This is a genomic window from Sinomonas atrocyanea (assembly GCF_030811715.1).
GTDB classification, from domain to species: domain Bacteria; phylum Actinomycetota; class Actinomycetes; order Actinomycetales; family Micrococcaceae; genus Sinomonas; species Sinomonas atrocyanea_A.
Genome location: NZ_JAUSRH010000001.1, coordinates 96,004 through 111,075, shown reverse-complemented (window position 1 = coordinate 111,075; position 15,072 = coordinate 96,004). Strand labels below are relative to the sequence as shown.

The 15,072-nt window shown below is 72.0% G+C and carries 18 protein-coding genes; 11 read left to right on the top strand and 7 right to left on the bottom strand.

Annotation, left to right across the window (positions count from 1 at the left end; genetic code table 11):
- The first annotated feature begins 1 nt into the window (after nt 1).
- The 6 genes from J2W21_RS00590 to J2W21_RS00565 all read left to right on the top strand — a co-directional run bounded on the left by J2W21_RS00590 (nt 2) and on the right by J2W21_RS00565 (nt 5,525).
- Nucleotides 2-1,453 (top strand): PfkB family carbohydrate kinase, encoded by a 1,452-nt coding sequence (locus J2W21_RS00590; RefSeq protein ID WP_307112568.1) that lies wholly within the window; start codon nt 2-4, stop codon nt 1,451-1,453.
- Entirely contained in the window at nt 1,450-2,340 is an 891-nt protein-coding gene (locus tag J2W21_RS00585; RefSeq protein ID WP_307112567.1) for a glycosyltransferase, read from the top strand. The genes J2W21_RS00590 and J2W21_RS00585 overlap by 4 nt, the downstream gene beginning before the upstream one ends.
- Before the next feature lie 136 nt (nt 2,341-2,476).
- Nucleotides 2,477-3,109 (top strand): DUF6328 family protein, encoded by a 633-nt coding sequence (locus J2W21_RS00580; protein WP_307112566.1) that lies wholly within the window; start codon nt 2,477-2,479, stop codon nt 3,107-3,109.
- Nucleotides 3,110-3,120: 11 nt separating this feature from the next.
- Nucleotides 3,121-4,431, top strand: a complete 1,311-nt coding sequence (locus tag J2W21_RS00575) for an Nramp family divalent metal transporter (protein ID WP_307112565.1) — start codon at nt 3,121-3,123, stop codon at nt 4,429-4,431.
- 84 nt (nt 4,432-4,515) lie between these two features.
- The gene (locus J2W21_RS00570) at nt 4,516-5,016 is read left to right on the top strand and encodes a universal stress protein (protein WP_307112564.1); all 501 of its coding nucleotides are present in this window, start codon (nt 4,516-4,518) and stop codon (nt 5,014-5,016) included.
- A gap of 149 nt (nt 5,017-5,165) precedes the next feature.
- Entirely contained in the window at nt 5,166-5,525 is a 360-nt protein-coding gene (locus J2W21_RS00565; protein WP_307112563.1) for an SPW repeat protein, read from the top strand.
- 88 nt (nt 5,526-5,613) lie between these two features.
- Here the strand turns inward: J2W21_RS00565 and J2W21_RS00560 are convergent, their stop codons facing one another.
- From J2W21_RS00560 to J2W21_RS00550, 3 genes are read right to left on the bottom strand one after another with little or no spacing between them, the layout of a single operon-like run.
- Nucleotides 5,614-6,054: a hypothetical protein gene (locus tag J2W21_RS00560; RefSeq protein WP_307112562.1), complete on the bottom strand. Its 441-nt coding sequence runs from the start codon at nt 6,052-6,054 to the stop codon at nt 5,614-5,616.
- Nucleotides 6,047-7,009: a hypothetical protein gene (locus tag J2W21_RS00555; protein ID WP_307112561.1), complete on the bottom strand. Its 963-nt coding sequence runs from the start codon at nt 7,007-7,009 to the stop codon at nt 6,047-6,049. The genes J2W21_RS00560 and J2W21_RS00555 overlap by 8 nt, the downstream gene beginning before the upstream one ends.
- Nucleotides 7,006-7,491, bottom strand: coding sequence for a hypothetical protein (locus J2W21_RS00550; protein WP_307112560.1), 486 nt, complete (start codon nt 7,489-7,491; stop codon nt 7,006-7,008). Before J2W21_RS00550 ends, J2W21_RS00555 begins: the two co-directional genes overlap by 4 nt.
- Before the next feature lie 120 nt (nt 7,492-7,611).
- On the opposite strand from J2W21_RS00550, the gene J2W21_RS00545 reads away from it, so the two are divergent.
- Entirely contained in the window at nt 7,612-8,457 is an 846-nt protein-coding gene (locus J2W21_RS00545) for a hypothetical protein (protein WP_307112559.1), read from the top strand.
- A gap of 70 nt (nt 8,458-8,527) precedes the next feature.
- On the opposite strand, the gene J2W21_RS00540 is transcribed toward J2W21_RS00545, so the two are convergent.
- The 4 genes from J2W21_RS00540 to flgN are packed head-to-tail and all read right to left on the bottom strand — an operon-like array spanning nt 8,528 to nt 11,697.
- Complete coding sequence (locus J2W21_RS00540; protein WP_307112558.1) at nt 8,528-8,893, bottom strand: flagellar assembly protein FliW; 366 nt, start codon at nt 8,891-8,893, stop codon at nt 8,528-8,530.
- Nucleotides 8,890-9,774: a flagellar hook-associated protein FlgL gene (gene flgL, locus J2W21_RS00535; protein WP_307112557.1), complete on the bottom strand. Its 885-nt coding sequence runs from the start codon at nt 9,772-9,774 to the stop codon at nt 8,890-8,892. The genes J2W21_RS00540 and flgL overlap by 4 nt, the downstream gene beginning before the upstream one ends.
- Nucleotides 9,775-9,776: 2 nt before the next feature.
- Entirely contained in the window at nt 9,777-11,198 is a 1,422-nt protein-coding gene (gene flgK, locus J2W21_RS00530; RefSeq protein WP_307112556.1) for a flagellar hook-associated protein FlgK, read from the bottom strand.
- A 13-nt stretch (nt 11,199-11,211) separates the two neighbouring features.
- A complete protein-coding gene (flgN, locus tag J2W21_RS00525; protein WP_307112555.1) occupies nt 11,212-11,697 on the bottom strand; it encodes a flagellar export chaperone FlgN in 486 nt (161 codons plus the stop codon).
- 219 nt (nt 11,698-11,916) lie between these two features.
- Here flgN and J2W21_RS00520 point away from each other — a divergent pair, with 219 nt between their 5' ends.
- The 4 genes from J2W21_RS00520 to J2W21_RS00505 all read left to right on the top strand — a co-directional run bounded on the left by J2W21_RS00520 (nt 11,917) and on the right by J2W21_RS00505 (nt 15,049).
- Nucleotides 11,917-12,753, top strand: coding sequence for a flagellin N-terminal helical domain-containing protein (locus tag J2W21_RS00520; protein WP_307112554.1), 837 nt, complete (start codon nt 11,917-11,919; stop codon nt 12,751-12,753).
- Between the two features lie 107 nt (nt 12,754-12,860).
- Entirely contained in the window at nt 12,861-14,270 is a 1,410-nt protein-coding gene (fliD, locus tag J2W21_RS00515) for a flagellar filament capping protein FliD (RefSeq protein WP_307112553.1), read from the top strand.
- 22 nt (nt 14,271-14,292) lie between these two features.
- The gene (gene fliS, locus J2W21_RS00510) at nt 14,293-14,718 is read left to right on the top strand and encodes a flagellar export chaperone FliS (RefSeq protein ID WP_307112552.1); all 426 of its coding nucleotides are present in this window, start codon (nt 14,293-14,295) and stop codon (nt 14,716-14,718) included.
- Nucleotides 14,711-15,049: a hypothetical protein gene (locus J2W21_RS00505; protein ID WP_307112551.1), complete on the top strand. Its 339-nt coding sequence runs from the start codon at nt 14,711-14,713 to the stop codon at nt 15,047-15,049. The genes fliS and J2W21_RS00505 overlap by 8 nt, the downstream gene beginning before the upstream one ends.
- The last annotated feature ends 23 nt before the right edge of the window (nt 15,050-15,072 follow it).

The following is a 15,072-nucleotide window of genomic DNA, read 5'->3' as shown; positions in this document are numbered from 1 at the left end:
GGTGGACGCCGCTGAGATCCTCACCGCCCTGGGCCGCCGCCGGCCCAAGATCCTCGTGCTCGGGGACGTGCTCCTCGACCGCTGGTGCGAGGGCGGCGCCGAAAGGCTCTGCCGCGAGGGGCCCGTCCCTGTGCTGGACGTGGCCCGCGTCGTGGACGCGCCGGGAGGAGCCGGGAACACCGCAATGAACCTCGCCGCGCTCGGCGCCGAGGTGGTGCTCGCCGGGGTAGCGGGCGACGACGAACCTGGCGCCGCGCTCGCCGCGTGCCTGGATCGGGCGGGGATCAGCACCGAGGGAACGCTCGTGCGGCGTGCCGGCCGCTCCACGTCGGTGAAGTCCCGGATGCTCGCCGGCGGCCAGCTGCTCCTGCGGGTGGACTCGTGCCGGCCTGCGGACCAGGCCGAGGCCCGCGAGGTCTCGGACCGCTCGCTCGCCGCGCTGGCCTGGGCCGACGCCGTCGTCGTATGCGACTACGGCCTCGGCGCGCTCGCGGCGCTGGACCGCGCCGCGATCCGCCGCGGAGCCCATGCGCTCGTGGTGGACGCCCGGCGCTTCCACGACTGGGCCAGCCTCAGGGCCGACGTCGCCACCCCCAACGCCCAGGAAGCGGCCGATCTCCTCGGCGAGCCGACGCCCCACGGAGACCGCCGAGCCTGGGCCGAGGGCCATGCGCGCGAGCTCGGGTCGGCGACCGGCGCCGCACACACGCTCGTGACCCTCGACCGGGACGGGACGGTGCTCCTGGGGCGGCCCGGGAGCGTGCACGCGACTGCGGCCCGCCCGGCCCCCGAGCAGAACGCGGTCGGAGCCGGGGACACCTTCGTGGCCGGACTCGCCTACGCCCTTGCACTGGGCCTGCCCGTCGAGGCTGCCGCTGACGTCGGGCAGGCCGCCGCGGATGTCGTCGTCGGCCTCCCGGGGACGAGCACGTGCACGGGGGAGCGCCTGGCCGCCGCCCTCCGCCGCGAACCGGCCCGTCAGGTCAGCACCCTCGAGGCCGCCCGCGAGGCCGTGGCCGCGGCCCGGGCCGCCGGGCAGACGGTGGTCCTCACCAACGGGGTGTTCGATGGGCTCCACCGCGGCCACACCGCCTTCCTCGAGGAGGCGGCACGGATGGGCGGCCTCCTCGTGGTCGGCGTCAACTCCGATCAGTCCGCGCACCGCCTCCACGGCGCCCCGCCGTTGACCGCGGAGGGCGACAGGGCCGCCGTCGTCGCGGCCCTCGCGTCCGTGGACCATGCCCTCGTCTTCGACTCCGAGACGGCGGTTCCGCTCATCGAGGCCCTCGCCCCGGACGTGTACGTCAAGGGCGGCGACTACCTTCCGGGCATGCTGGCCGAGGCGGGTGCCGTGGAGGCCGTCGGCGGACGCCTCGAGACTCTGGGCTGGACCGAGCGCGGGCAGCGTCACCCGACCGACAGCCGCCCGACCGGCAGCACGGTGGACCGGTGAACCGCGGGCCCGAGGACTGGGCCGCGCCCGGTCCGGACAGCGAGCCGCTCCTCGAGGTCCTCATCCCGACCTGCAACCGCCCCACCGAGCTCGCGACCACCTTGGCCGGGCTCGCCGCCCAGGACGCGGACGGCTTCGGCGTCGTCGTGAGCGACCAGAGCGACGGGCCGGCCGGCTGGGAGTACGAGGGGCCCGCCGCGATGCTGCGGCTGCTCGAAGCGCAGGGCCGCCCCGTGCGCGCGCTCCGGCACCACCCTCGGAGGGGCCTGGCCGAGCATCGGCAGTTCCTCCTCGAGGCCTCCACCGCCCCGCGGGTGCTCTTCCTGGACGACGACGTGTGGCTGGCTCCCGGTGCCGTCCGCACCCTGGGAGAGGCGCTCGGCACCCTCGGCTGCGGGTTCGTGGGGATGGCGGTCCAAGGCCTCTCCTACCTCGACGACCCGCGCCCGGAGGAGGTCGAGTCGTTCTCGCTGTGGGATGGGCCGGTGCGGCCCGAGCGGATGGAGCGCGGGGCTCCGGGGTTCGAGCGGTGGAGCCTGCACAACGCGGCGAATCTGGCCCATCTCGCGGCCGAGCTGCGCCGTACGGGCCGACTGCGTGCGGGGGAGTGGCTCCCGTACCGCGTGGCCTGGGTCGGCGGATGCGTGCTGTACCGGCGGGAGGCCCTCGAGGAATGCGGCGGATTCCGGTTCTGGCGCGACCTTCCGCCTGCCCACGCCGGCGAGGATGTCGTGGCGCAGTGGCGGGTCATGGAGCGGTACGGCGGTGCCGGCATCATTCCGTCCCAGGCCGTGCACCTCGAGAGCCCTACCACGGTCACGGACCGTTCAGTTGAGGCGTCCGTGGTCCTGGCGGGAGACGGCCGCCAGGGTCCCGAAGAGGTGTGAACCCGGTACTGGAAGGGAAAGAACATCTCAGCGGGGCTGGAAGACGCGGCCCGCGATGGAAGGAGAACGGCCATGCCGGCGGAGAAGGCGCTCGGCCTGAAAGGGTACTCGTCCCTGCGCAAGAGTGAGCTCATCGATGCCCTCCGGAACCACTGAGCGGACCGCCGAGCGGAAGTCCCAGCGCCACCTCCTCTACCACCGGCGCGAGACGTACGCGGAGAAGCTGGACCGGAACTGGGCCGAAATCCTGCAGGAGCTCCGCATCCTGCAGACGGGCCTGCAGCTCATCGCGGGATTCCTCATGACGCTGCCGTTCCAGGCCCGCTTCACCGCGCTGGACGAGTACGCCCGGACGCTGTACCTCGTGCTGGTCGTGGTCGCGGCGATCGCCCTCCTCGTGGTGCTCACGCCGTTGAGCGTGCACCGGTGGCTCTTCCGAAAGCAGGTCAAGGACCGCCTTGTGGCGAGCGGGTCCTGGGCAGCGAAGGTGGCCCTCGGGCTGGCTGCCCTGCTCATCATGGGCACCTCGTCGCTGATCTTCGATGTGGTGCTGGGGCGGTGGCAGTCCCTCGTGGCCGGGGGAGTGCTCTGCGTGCTCTGCATCATGATGTTCCTCGCGGTGCCGGCCGCGATCTCACGCTTCCCTGAGCCGACCAAGCTGCCCGAGACGGAGACCGCGGGCCAGGAGCAGGCGGCCGAACCGGGCCAGGAAGCGCACCAGAAACCAGCGCCGCACGACCATGAGGCACACGGACTGCCGGCGGAGTGAGGCGGCGCCACATGAGCAGCAAGCGCGCGGGCCCGTGGTGGAAGTGCGCGGCGAAGACCCTCGGACCCGGGGTGGTCACAGGCGCCTCGGACAACGATCCCTCCGGCATCGCGACCTACGCCCAGGCCGGGGCCCTGTACGGCTTCGGCATGGTCTGGACGGCCCCTGTCGTGCTCCCGCTGATGATCGCCGCCCAGGAGATGTCCGACCGCACGGCCGCGGCAACCGGCAAGAGCATCGGCGCGATCGTGCGGGAGCGCTTTCCCCGCGCCGGAAGAATCACCGTCGGGATCCTCCTCGTCCTCCTGCTGGTGTCGAACACCGTCAACCTCTCCGCCGATCTCATGGCCGTCGGGGGAGGAATGGAACTCCTCGGTGCCGGTCCCGCCCAGCTGTGGAGCGCACTCGCGGGCCTCGCCATCGCCGTGCTACTCGTTGCGGGCTCGTACCGCATCGTCTCCCGCATCTTCACAGGCCTCTGCCTCGCACTGTTCACGTACGTGGCCGTGATGTTCGTGGCCCATGTCGACTGGCTCGAGGTCCTGAAGGGACTCTCGTTCCAGCAGCTCACGGGAGACCTCCCCTACTGGGGCCTCGTCGCCGGCGTCTTCGGCACCTCCATCTCGCCATACCTCTTCTTCTGGGAGAGTGGCCAGAGGGTCGAGGAGATGCGGGCCGAGAAGCGCCATGGAGGCCCCTCGGCCGTGCCGGGCCGTGATATGCCGCTCCATCGTGCCCACCGGAGGAGGAACGAGCGCCGGATCGACGTCGTGACCGGGATGACCCTCTCGGTGGTCGTGATGTTCGCCGTCATCGTGGCCACGGGCGCCACTCTGGGGCAGCATGGCCAGTCGATCCAGACGGCGGCGGATGCCGCGAAGGCCCTCAGCCCGATCGCGGGCCCGCTGGCCGGCGCGGTCTTCGCCGTGGGGTTCATCGGGACCGGCCTCCTCGGCGTGCCGGTGCTGGCGTCCGCCGCCTGCATCGGCCTGAGCAGCCTGACGGGAAAGTCCTGGGGTTTCGAGCGCAGTGTGCGCAGGGCGCCGGTGTTCTACGGGCTCGTGCTCCTGGGGACGGTGGGCGGCACGCTGCTCGCAAGCCTCTTCCCCAACCCGATGACCATGCTCGTGCTCAGCGCCATGATCAACGCCGTGGCTGCCGCGCCCTTCCTCGTGGTGGTCCTCCTCATCGCGCGCAGCAGGAAGATCATGGGCAATGCCCGCAACGGAGTCCTCTCCAACGTGCTGGGATGGACCACCGCGGGTGCCATGGCCGTCTGCGGTGTCCTGGCCCTCTGGTCGCAGCTCGCTGGCTCTCACTAGGGTCGGGCTCCGCCAGCCGGGGCTGCCGTGCACGGGGGCCCAAGTTCCCTAGCTCCGGACGGGCCTCGGCCCTAGGCTCTGGCCATGAGCGAAGCACAGGAGTCTGCCCCCGTCCAAGGGATCGTCGTCGGCGTCGACGGTTCGCCCCTCTCGATCGAGGCCCTGAAATGGGCTGCGCGGCTCGAGCCCACGGTAGGCGGCCCGATCACCGCGATCGCCGCCTGGCACATCCCCACGAGCAGCGCCGGGTACGTCTCCTATCCAGGCATCGACTGGAACCCCGAGGAGGACGCGGCGACGGTGCTGCAGTCTGCCCTCAAGGAGGCCTACGGGGACCACCAGCCGGAGGGCCTGAGGGCGCTCACCGTGGAGGGGCGCCCGGCGCAGGTCCTCATCCGGGCCAGCCGCGAGGCGACCATGCTCGTTGTCGGTTCCCGCGGCCTCGGCGGATTCATGGGCATGCTGCTCGGCTCGGTGAGCCGCGCCGTCGCCGAGCACGCCTCCTGCCCCGTCATGGTGCTGCACGCGCAGGGCGACGAGCAGGCGGGAGAGCCCCTCGACGCGCAGGAGCTCACCCGCAGCTAGGGGGACTTCCGCCCTTTACAGCCCGCGTTCTCCGGCGTGTACTTGAAGTGGCCAGCGCCCATGCGCCGGCGCAGTTGCACCGACCAGCCGAGCACTGACCGAGTCCCCCGGGGGGACCGGGGGTGGAGAGTTGGGAGGAGTGCAAACCCATGAACAAGTGGACGCGCTGGGAGGACTACGTCGCGCTCATCTGCGGCCTCTACGCGGCGCTTGCAACGATGTGGACGTCGCAGACCGCGTCGTCGACTTCGCTCATGCTCGTGTTCGGGATCCTGCTGATCGCATCGGCCGTCCTCAACCTGTCGTTGCCCGGCACACCGTGGCTCGAATACGTGCAGTGCGCTCTGGGCGTCCTGCTGTTCGTGTCCCCGTGGATGGGCATGTACACGACTCATACGGGAGCGTCCTGGACCTCGTGGATCGCCGGCATCGTCGCCGCTGGAGTGACAGCTGCGGCCTTCAAACCGGCCAACGACGCCAGGCACCACCGCGTGATGCCCTCGCACTGAGCGAATCATCCTTCACCACCGGCCGCGGCCCGCAGGGGCCGCGGCCCTTTCACGTCCCGAGGCCGTGCCTGCGACGGGCCAGCGGGATTCAGTCGTGGTCGTGCGACTGCCGGTTGAGGGTCTGGTCGATGATGTCGCGGATCTCCAGGAGGGTCTCGGGGGAGAGGTCGCTCGTCAGGGCGCGGGCAGCGAAGTTCTTGACCTCGGCCTCCTTGAGCGTGCGGAGCAGCTCAAGCTGGGCCGTCACGCGCGAGGGGACCGCGGCGTCGGCGTCGGTGAGGAAGGAGACGGGGACGCCGAAGAAGTCGGCGAGGGCTTCGAGGAGGGGCGTGTCCGTGGTCATGGGGCCGGTTCCGGCGCGCATGTAGTGCCAACGCTGGCGGGAGATGTGGACGCCGCGGGCCTCCATGGCGGTCTTGATCTCCGGGAACGTGTAGCGGTTGCCGCCCTCGGCAGCCACGACGTCGAGGAGCGTGTTGAGGCGTTCCGCCAAGACTTCCTGTGGCTCCGGCGGGAGATTCTCAGGCATAGAAGGCTTCCTCCGATTTCTTGACGAGTCTCGATTCCGATGATGTCAGGAGCGAGCCGCCTGCGGCGAGTTCGCTGTCCATGATTTCGACGAGGGCGCGGTGCAGGCGGGATCGGGGATCCCTGCTGACGACGCCGCTGAGGGGCGCCGTGAGTGCGTCCATCACGAGGTTGGTGTCGGCCGCGCGCCGCCAGACCCGGTCGAGCCGCAGCAGGCAGTAGCGCTCGTACACCTGCCACGCATCGGCCCACCGCGTCAGCGACGGGAGCGCGAGCCCCAGCGGCAGCAGTACGCCGGCGCAGCCGGCGAACCACTCGAAGGAGGCCTCGAGCGCAGGCCCGGCGTCGAGGCCGAGCGAGGTGAGGTCTCCGGCTTCGCGGAGCACGTTGGCGGCCATGCCGGCGACCGCCGAGCCGCACCCGACTGCCACGGTGGTGAAGCCGATCCTGAACAGGCCGGAAGCCATCTGCGGCACATAGCGCAGGCACACCAGCGCGATCTGGACGGCGGCGAAGATGACGTAGATGGAGAGCGTCGTGGTGAACACGAACACCCCGACGTCCACCTGCGCCTCGGGGACCGCCGGCAGTCCGCGCAGGGGGACGGCGCCGACTATGGCCGCGCAGGCGTAGGCCGAGCAGTATGCCGTCATCGCCGCGGCCGTCTGGAGGAGGCCGCGCTGCAGCACCGGGGCCTGGTGGGCGGGCAGCACGACGGCCCGGACGATCGCCGCGCGCACGAGCCCGAGGCCGAGCATGATGAGGGATCCGACCGTGGGCACCGCCGCGCCCCCAGCGAAGACGGTGTCGCTCACCGCGGGCGCCATGAGCACCGCTGCGGCGGCCCCGGCAAGAGCGGCGAAGAACACCAGGTCCCCGCGCTTTCGCAGGAACGGTCCGAGCCGCGTGAGGACCAGGATCCACAGTGCCGCGGTCGCGGCCGCGAGCGGCGTCACCCGAACACGCCCCGGAAGTTGAGGGGTTCGTCCCGGCGGGCCCGCCGGCCGCGGGCGATGGCGCCGGCAAAGAGGTCGGCGAGGGACTCCGCGACGATCTCCGGCTCGGACTGCCGCCGGCAGCGCGCCAGGACCCGCGACACCATGCTGCGGTCCAGGTCCGGCAGGAGGGAGGAGACGTGGCGGTCTTCGCCCACGAGGAGGTCGTGCTGGAGCACCATGTGGGCCAGCTCGTGGAGGATGATCTGCTCGCGGTGCAGCTCCGAGCCGGTCTTGGCATGGAGCACCAGCTCGGCTGCGGGCAGCGAGAGCCACAGGCCGGAGACCTTGTCGGCACCGAGATGGTCGACCGCGCGGACCACGATCTTCCGGCCACGATGCTGTTCGATCCGCTCCGCGAGCGAGTCGAGCGTAAGATGATCAGGCGCGCCGAGCGCCTCGAACGCGGCGGCCGCCTGCCGCCGGAGAACGTCTGTGTCCATGACACAACCCCCCTTAGTCCCCCGTGGTCCCGCCAGCACCAGTGGCACCAGCACCACTGGACACAGTGTAAGGTCTGCGTGAGGGCCGGATGAACGGCCGCGCGACATCAAGGCTGAAAAATGAAGAAGTTGGTGTGGCAGCTGCCGGCCGTGGTCGGCGGGACAGCTGTTCTGACATTCTGCGGCGTCAGCACCCTGCAGGCGGCCATGAACGGCCCGCTCCAGCAGTACGGTGCCACTGTCCAGTCGGCGCGGGCCAGCGCATCGGCCGCCGCGCTCCGTGCCGTGCCCGCCTCCTTGGCGCCTTCAGAGGGCGCGGCTGCCGGCGGCTCCGGTCCCGTCGCAATGCCGCCCCCCGACCCCTGCATCCATGCCCTCTGCGGTGACCCCTCCGTCGTGCTCACCCCTGCCGCGACGTCACCGGCCGACGGCGGCCCTGCGGCCGCCCAGGGCGGTGACGACGGGAGCCCCGACAGCAGCGGCGGCGGGGGACAGGACAGCGCGCCGGGCCACGATCGGGACTCCACGGGCGGCCAGCCGGGCGCCGCGGGCAAGGGCCAGGGCAGCGCCGGCGCGGGCGCCAACGGCCCGAACGGGAACGGCCAGGGCAACGGCGGGCCGAACGGCCGCGGCCAGGGCGGGGCGGCATCGGACGCGAGCGGCCAGGGCAACGGAAACGGCCAGGGCAAGGGTGACGGCCGGGCCAACGGAAGCGGCCAGGCCAACGGAAACGGCCGCGGCTCTGGGAACGGGAATGGCGCCAGGGGGCAGGGCAACGGCAACGCGGCCGCTGCCGGACAGCTCGTGAGCACCCTCGACCGGATCCTCGGTCTGACGGACCCCTACGGAATCTCGGTCTCCGTGGGCCAGGGGAATGGAAACGGCCCAGCCAAGGGCAACGGTCAGGGCAACGGCAGGAACCAGGGCAAGGGCAACGGCCACGCTGGCCGCGGCAACCAGGACTAGCCGCAACCCCACGGAAGGGCCGCCCTGCTGTGCCCGACCCTGCTGTGCCCGACCCTGCTGTGCCCGACGCTTATTGGGCGCCGAGCCCGGCCCGCACGGGCCACCCGTCGAGCACGGCCTGCACCGCCCGCCCGTCGGCGTCGTTGACCAGCACCGGGGCCGCGAGGTTCACGGTCGTCGCCCCGCCCGCGGGGGTCGCCACGACGAGGATGCGCGGCCGGTCCTGCGCCCCGAGCCCGATCCGGGCAGCCGGCGCCGCGACATCGGGGGAGTAGCCCGGGACGTACACTGCCGCGTCGAGGACGAAGAGCCTGATCGCCGGATCCCCTGGGGGGCAGAGGCTGAAGAGCCCGGGGGCGCCGTCGACCGCCTCGAGCAGGTAGTCCGTGTGGGGGGCGAGGCCGGGGAGGGGCTCCGCGAAGGCGAGGGCGCTCACCGGAGGAAGTCCGTCAGGCTCGGCTGGAGCACCTTCGCGGTGACGGCGAGTGCAGCCTGGTAGGCGGTCTGCTGCAGCTGGAGGTCCAGCACGGCCTTGCCGAGGTCCATGTCCTCGATGCCGCTGCGGCGCGCCTCGAGCGAGGTGGCGGCATCCGCGGTGGCCTGGCCGGCGCGGGCGAGCTGGGAGAGCCGCCCGCCCACGTCGGAGCGCGCGGCGGCCACGGCCTTCATGCCGTCGTCGAGCGCGGTGAGGCGCGACGTCGGGTCCGCACCCGAGCGGAGATCGGCGGCGATGCGGTCCAGGACCGCGAAGACGGAGCCGGGCCCCGTTCCGAAGGCGGCCGCGCCGTCGACGTCCACCCGGACGGTCTGGTCGGGTCCGATCCGGCGCTGCACGGTGCCTCCCTGGGTGCCGTTGAAGGTGGGCGGGGTCCCGTCCGTGAACGCGCTCGCGGCGTCCGAGGTCCCGGCGAAGACGCTGCGGCCCATGTACTGCGTGTTGGCGGTGGCCAGCAGGTCCTGCCGGAGGGAGTCTATCTGGGTCGCGAGGGCGGCGCGGCCGTCCTGGTTGAGCGAGCCGTTGCCGCCCTGGATCGTGGCGTCCCGGACCTGCCGGAGCAGGTCCGTCGCGGAGCCGAGGGCCGAGTCCAGGGTGCCGAGCCAGGCGGTGCCGTCGTCGATGTTCCGCTTGTACTGCGCCCCCGCGGCGATCTGGGCCCGCACGCGCATCGCATCCCCCGTGCCCACGGGATCGTCGGAGGGCCGGGTGATCCGGGCGCCGGAGGTCGCGGTGGCCTGGGCCGCGGCGAGCCTCGCCTGCCGGGCGCCGAGGGCGCGCTGGGCCGCGAGGGTCATGGTCTGGTCGGTCACGCGGAGCATGGCTACAGTCCTACCGTTCCGGTGTGGTTGATGAGGGTGTCGAGCGCCTGGTCGACGGCCGTGAGGACCCGGGCCGCGGATTGGTAGGCGTGCTGGGCCGCAAGCAGGTTCACGTTCTCCTCGTCGAGGCTCACCGACGCGCCGGAGGCCTGGGCCTGCTTGGCGTTCGCGGCCGCGGTGTCCGCGAGGTCGCCCTGCTGCTGGGCGGCGCGGGAGGCGGAGCCGGTGGCCGTGACGAACGCGGCCCAGCTGGCGTCCGGCGATCCCGGGGCGACGCCGAGCTGGGCGATCGCGTCCGCGGTCGAGCCGTCGAGGGCGCCCGCGCCCGGCGCGCCGGAGGCGATCTGGTCCGCGCCGGTGACGGCCACGGTGAGGCCCTGGGCGGCGGGGAGCGAGGCCGAGAAGGCGAAGAAGGGTCCGCCCGGGGTCCCGGTGGTGGTCTGCCCGGCGCTGTGGACTGCGTTGACGGAGGCAGCCAGCGCTGCGGCGGCCGCGTTGTACTGGGCGGCGGCCTCGGCGATCGCGCCGCCGTTGCCGCCGTTCGCGGGGGCGAGGACGGAGAGGGCCCCGGCGATTGAACCGCCATCGAGCCCCACCCCCTGAGCCGGGCGGTCCGCCCACACGAGGGTGAGGGCGCCCGAGGCGGTGTCCGCCATGGTGGCCGCACCGGCGAGCTGGACCGAGCGGGCGGAGTCGCCGCTGACCAACGCGTTCCCGCCGAGGTACACCGTGGCGGTACCGTCGGCCTCCTCGCGCACCGTGCCGCCGGCGAGGGAGGCGATGGACTCGGTGAGCTTGGCGCGGGCGTCGATGAGCTCGTTGGCCGAACCGCCCGCGCCGAGCGTGGAGCGGATGCTCTTGTTCAGGGCCGCGACCTGGGACGCGGCGTCGTTGAGCGAGGCGACCATGGACTGGGCGTCGGCGCGGGTGGCGGACCACTGGGCGTCGAGGGCGCCGTAGCCGGCGGAGAGCGTGGAGGCGAGCTGGTTCCCGGCCTGGATCAGGGCGCTCGCCGGGGCGGCCTCGCCGGGCTGGTTGGCCACGTCCTGCCACGCGGACCAGAAGGACTGGAGCCGGGCGGAGAGCCCGTCGGTGCCGGGCTCCTTCAGGGTCGCCTCGATCTGCTGGTAGGCGGACGAGCGCTGCGCCGTGTAGCCGGCCGTGGCCGCGGTGGTGCGGGCCGACGCGTCCAGCAGAGCGTTGCCGAGGCGGGCGATCCGGTCCACCGAGACGCCCTGGCCCACCTGAGGGCCGGTCGCGGCGAGGCCCATCGCCGCCGGCGCCGCCACGGAGGACTGCTCGATGCGCTGGCGCGTGTAGCCGTCGGTGCCGGCGTTGGAGATGTTGTGGCCGGCGAGGTCCATGGCCTGCTGCGCGGCGGAGAGGCCGCGGTAGGCGGTGTTGAGGGCGCCGAAGGTGCTCACGGGGTTCCTTCGCTCAGAGGTTCTGGTCGAACAGGCGCGCGCTGCCCTGGGCAGCCGAGCGCCCGCGCGCGTCGTAGAGGGTGGTGACGGAGGCCTCGGTCTCCGCGAGGGTCTCCTGCGTGGACCGGGCGGCGGCGCGGAGGAACTGGGCGTTCGCATCGCGCAGCTGCCGGATGAGGGCGGCCTGGTCCGTCATCGCCTTGAGATGGGCCGAGAGGATGTCCGCCCACGCGGCGTCGGGAGCGCCTGCGGCGAGGTCGCGGAGCGTCGCCTCCTCGTCCAGACCCCATTCCCGGGCGACGGCGGCGGCCGTCACCGCCCGCTCGAGCCCCGCCGCCTGGAGGCGCTCGAGGACGTGCTCGACCTCGCGGGTCGCGTGCGAGAGCCACCGCGTCTTCCCCGCGGTCAGCAGCAGCTGCTCTTCCTCGAGCTTGAACGTCAGCAGGTCCAGCAGCTCGCGCTCATGCCAGAGCTGGGCCGACAGGTCGTGGATCGCCATTCCTTGGCCAACTCCTCATCCATGAGGCAAACAGTGCCGGGTGCGTGGCGTGCACGCGCGCCGTGTACAGAGGACTGTCGGCAGGGCGGGGCGAAAAATTAGGCGGGCACATTTTTCGGCGTGCAGCTAACGCGTTCCTCGCGGCCGCCGATAGGTGCGGTGGAGGGCCCACGGACGGGCCCGGAGCAGTACCCCTACCCACTCACGGAGGAACCCACGATGGCACTGACCGTCAACACCAACCTTTCGGCCATGCAGGCCTACCAGAACCTCAACAAGACCTCGATCAGCATGGCCAACTCCATGGCCAAGCTCTCGAGCGGCCTCCGCATCAACACCGCCGCGGACGACGCCGCGGGCCTCTCGATCTCCGAGGGCCTCAAGGCACAGGTCAACGGCTACGGCATCGGTGCCCGCAACGCGCAGGACGGCATCAACCTGATCCAGACCGCCGACGGTGCCCTGGGCGAGGTGCACTCGATCCTTCAGCGCATGCGCGACCTCGCGGTGCAGGGCGCAAACGACTCGAACAACACTGATTCGCGCACCGCGATCAAGGCCGAGGCGGACGAACTCGGCAAGGAGCTCGACCGCATCACCAATGGGACGAACTTCAACAGCATCGACCTCCTCAAGGGTGGGTCGAAGTCGTTCCAGGTCGGCGCCGGGGGCACCGCGAATGACACGATTGCGGTGACGCTGGCTGACGTGGCCACCTCCGTCGGCACGCTCGGCGGCGCGGCGGGAGCGACCGGGTTCGACGTGACCTCGAACGGAAGTGCGCAGACGACGATCACGGCGATCGATACCGCGATCACCGCGATCTCGACCGACCGGGCGAGCCTCGGCGCTTCCCAGAACCGGCTGTCCCACGCGATGAACATCGCCAACGTCTCGGCGCAGAACCTCGCGGCTTCGCAGTCGCACATCGCGGACACCGACATGGCGTCCGAAATGGTCAACTACACGAAGGACTCCATCCTCTCGCAGGCCGGCACGGCGATGCTCGCCCAGGCCAACCAGTCCGGCCAGGGCATCCTCAAGCTCCTCGGCTGATCAGTGCAATAGCGCCAACGGCGGCCAGGCCCTCCACGGCCTGGCCGCCCTCGGCGTCCCACCCGTAGCCGGCCCCGTCGCGGAGGCCGGACCGAAGGAGCACACCCATGGGAGTATCGGTCAACGGACTGGGCAGTGGCCTGGACATCACGTCCATCATCACCTCGCTCATGAACGTCGAGGCGCTTCCCCAGCAGCAGCTCAAGCAGGCCCAATCGGACCAGCAGAGCATGATCACGGCCCTGCAGGGCCTCAACAGCAAGGCCTCCGCGCTCAGCGACCTCGCCACCAAGATTTCAATGCCCGGGGCGACCAACCTCTTCACCGCGACGACGGACAACACCGCGGCGACCGCGACGGCCGGCACCACGGCGACCGCGGGGACCTTCAGCGTGACGGTCAACCAGCTCGCGCAGACCCAGGTCGACGTCACCGCTGCCATGGCCTCGTGGCCCACCGACTCGACCGGGGCGCCCTCGGCGCTGACCCTCGTCGACTCCACCGGGAAGCAGACCCAGATCACGCCGGCGAGCACGTCCCTCGACGACGTGGTCACGGCCATCAACGCCTCAGGTGGACCGGCCAAGGCCCTCAAGGTCGCCGCCGGAACAGACGCGAGCGGCAATCCACTCTACCGGCTCCAGCTCACGGCCGCACAGTCGGGCGCCGCGGGCGCGTTCACCGCCTACCAGGGCACGTCCGCCGACGTGAGCGCCGGCACGGCGACGGACCTCATGTCCCAGCCGGGCGCCGCCGTCGTCACCACCGCGCAAGACGCGAAGGCGACCCTGTACGCCGGAACGGCCGCCCAGCAGACCATCACCTCCTCCACCAACACCTTCACGAACCTGCTCCCCGGCGTGAACGTCACCGCCTCCGCGGGGGCCGTGGGCAGCACGGTGGCGGTCACGGTGGCGAGCGACTCGGCAGGCGTCTCGAAGCAGGCCAGCGACCTCGTGGCCTCGGTCAACGATCTGCTCGGCACCATCGCGAGCAACTCGGCGGTCACGACGACGAGCACGTCGGCGGGCACCTCGTCGGCCAGTGGCGGCCTCTTCACGGGCGACTCGAGCGTCCGCGCGGTCGGCTCGGCCATCACCGACGCCGTCTATATGCCGACCTCGAACGGGCAGTCGCCCTCGCAGATCGGCATCGTGATCCAGCGCGACGGCACCTTCTCCTTCGACTCGACCAAGTTCTCCGCGGCCCTCGCGGCGGACCCGGCCGGGACGCAGGCGGCCCTCTCGGAGATCGCCGGCCGCGTGGCCACGGCGGCCAAGAACGCCTCGGATCCCGTGACAGGGTCGATCACTTCGCTCATCCAGGGGCACCAGAGCACCGTCAGCGACCTCGGCACCCAGATCAGCGACTGGGACCTGCGCCTCGCCGACCGCAAGGCGTCCCTCACGGCGGTGTACAACGCGATGGACACGGCCCTCGGCACCCTCAAGGCCCAGCAGTCCTGGCTCACGAGCCAGATCGCCGGGCTCCCGACCTACAGCCAGAGCTCGAAGTGAGCCCGAAGAAAGGGGACCGCCCGTGAGAGGCGCATCCTACGCTCGGCAGCAGTACACCCGGGACGCGGTGCTCTCCGCGAGCCCCGCCCGGCTGCTGACCATGCTCTACGACCGGCTCTTGCTGGACCTGCGCCGCGCCGAGCTCGCCCAGGGGTCCGCGGACTGGCAGGCGGCGAGCGACAACCTCCTGCACGCGCAGGACATCATCGGCGAGCTCACCGCGACCCTCCGGCCGGGCGTCTGGGACGGCGCGGACGGCCTGCGGGCCATCTACGAGTACGTGCGCGTGGCCCTCGTGAACGCCAACATCCACCGCGACCCGGAGCGGACCCGCGAGGCGATCACCCTGCTCGAGCCGCTGCAGCAGTCCTGGCACGCCGCCGCGGGAGTGGTGGCGGAGCAGGAGTCCGCCGGGATCGAGGCCTCCCAGGGGTACGCCGTTGGGTGACGCTGTCCCTGCGACCGGAACGTGGGAGTCGGTGCTCGCGGCGCTCGAGGAGGGTGTCGCCGCGTGCGGGCGGCTGCTCGGCCAGCACGACGGCGGCCGGCCGGCCCCCGCGGGGCTCCCACCCGCCGTCGTGCGCTGGGCCCCGCCTGCTGGCCTCGGACCGCTGCCCGAGAGCCTCGCCGAGCGGGCCCGCGCGCTTGAGGCGGCCCAACAGGACCTCGCGGCCAGGCTCGCCGAGGCGCGCTCGACCGTGGCGACCCACCTCGGCGCGCTTCGGGCCGTTCCCTCAGCGCGGCGCGACGCTCCGGTGTACCTCGACGTCCGAGGCTGAACCTCCCGAGCGCTAACGCCCGC

What these genes read in the sequence shown, in the direction of transcription:
- fliD (WP_307112553.1), top strand. Translation starts at nt 12,861, where the DNA reads ATGGGAGTATCGGTCAACGGACTGGGCAGTGGCCTGGACATCACGTCC.
- J2W21_RS00570 (WP_307112564.1), top strand. Translation starts at nt 4,516, where the DNA reads ATGAGCGAAGCACAGGAGTCTGCCCCCGTCCAAGGGATCGTCGTCGGC.
- J2W21_RS00560 (WP_307112562.1), bottom strand. Translation starts at nt 6,054, where the DNA reads ATGCCTGAGAATCTCCCGCCGGAGCCACAGGAAGTCTTGGCGGAACGC.
- flgN (WP_307112555.1), bottom strand. Translation starts at nt 11,697, where the DNA reads ATGGCGATCCACGACCTGTCGGCCCAGCTCTGGCATGAGCGCGAGCTG.
- J2W21_RS00575 (WP_307112565.1), top strand. Translation starts at nt 3,121, where the DNA reads ATGAGCAGCAAGCGCGCGGGCCCGTGGTGGAAGTGCGCGGCGAAGACC.
- J2W21_RS00580 (WP_307112566.1), top strand. Translation starts at nt 2,477, where the DNA reads ATGCCCTCCGGAACCACTGAGCGGACCGCCGAGCGGAAGTCCCAGCGC.
- J2W21_RS00545 (WP_307112559.1), top strand. Translation starts at nt 7,612, where the DNA reads ATGAAGAAGTTGGTGTGGCAGCTGCCGGCCGTGGTCGGCGGGACAGCT.
- J2W21_RS00520 (WP_307112554.1), top strand. Translation starts at nt 11,917, where the DNA reads ATGGCACTGACCGTCAACACCAACCTTTCGGCCATGCAGGCCTACCAG.
- J2W21_RS00550 (WP_307112560.1), bottom strand. Translation starts at nt 7,491, where the DNA reads ATGGACACAGACGTTCTCCGGCGGCAGGCGGCCGCCGCGTTCGAGGCG.
- flgL (WP_307112557.1), bottom strand. Translation starts at nt 9,774, where the DNA reads ATGCTCCGCGTGACCGACCAGACCATGACCCTCGCGGCCCAGCGCGCC.
- J2W21_RS00565 (WP_307112563.1), top strand. Translation starts at nt 5,166, where the DNA reads ATGAACAAGTGGACGCGCTGGGAGGACTACGTCGCGCTCATCTGCGGC.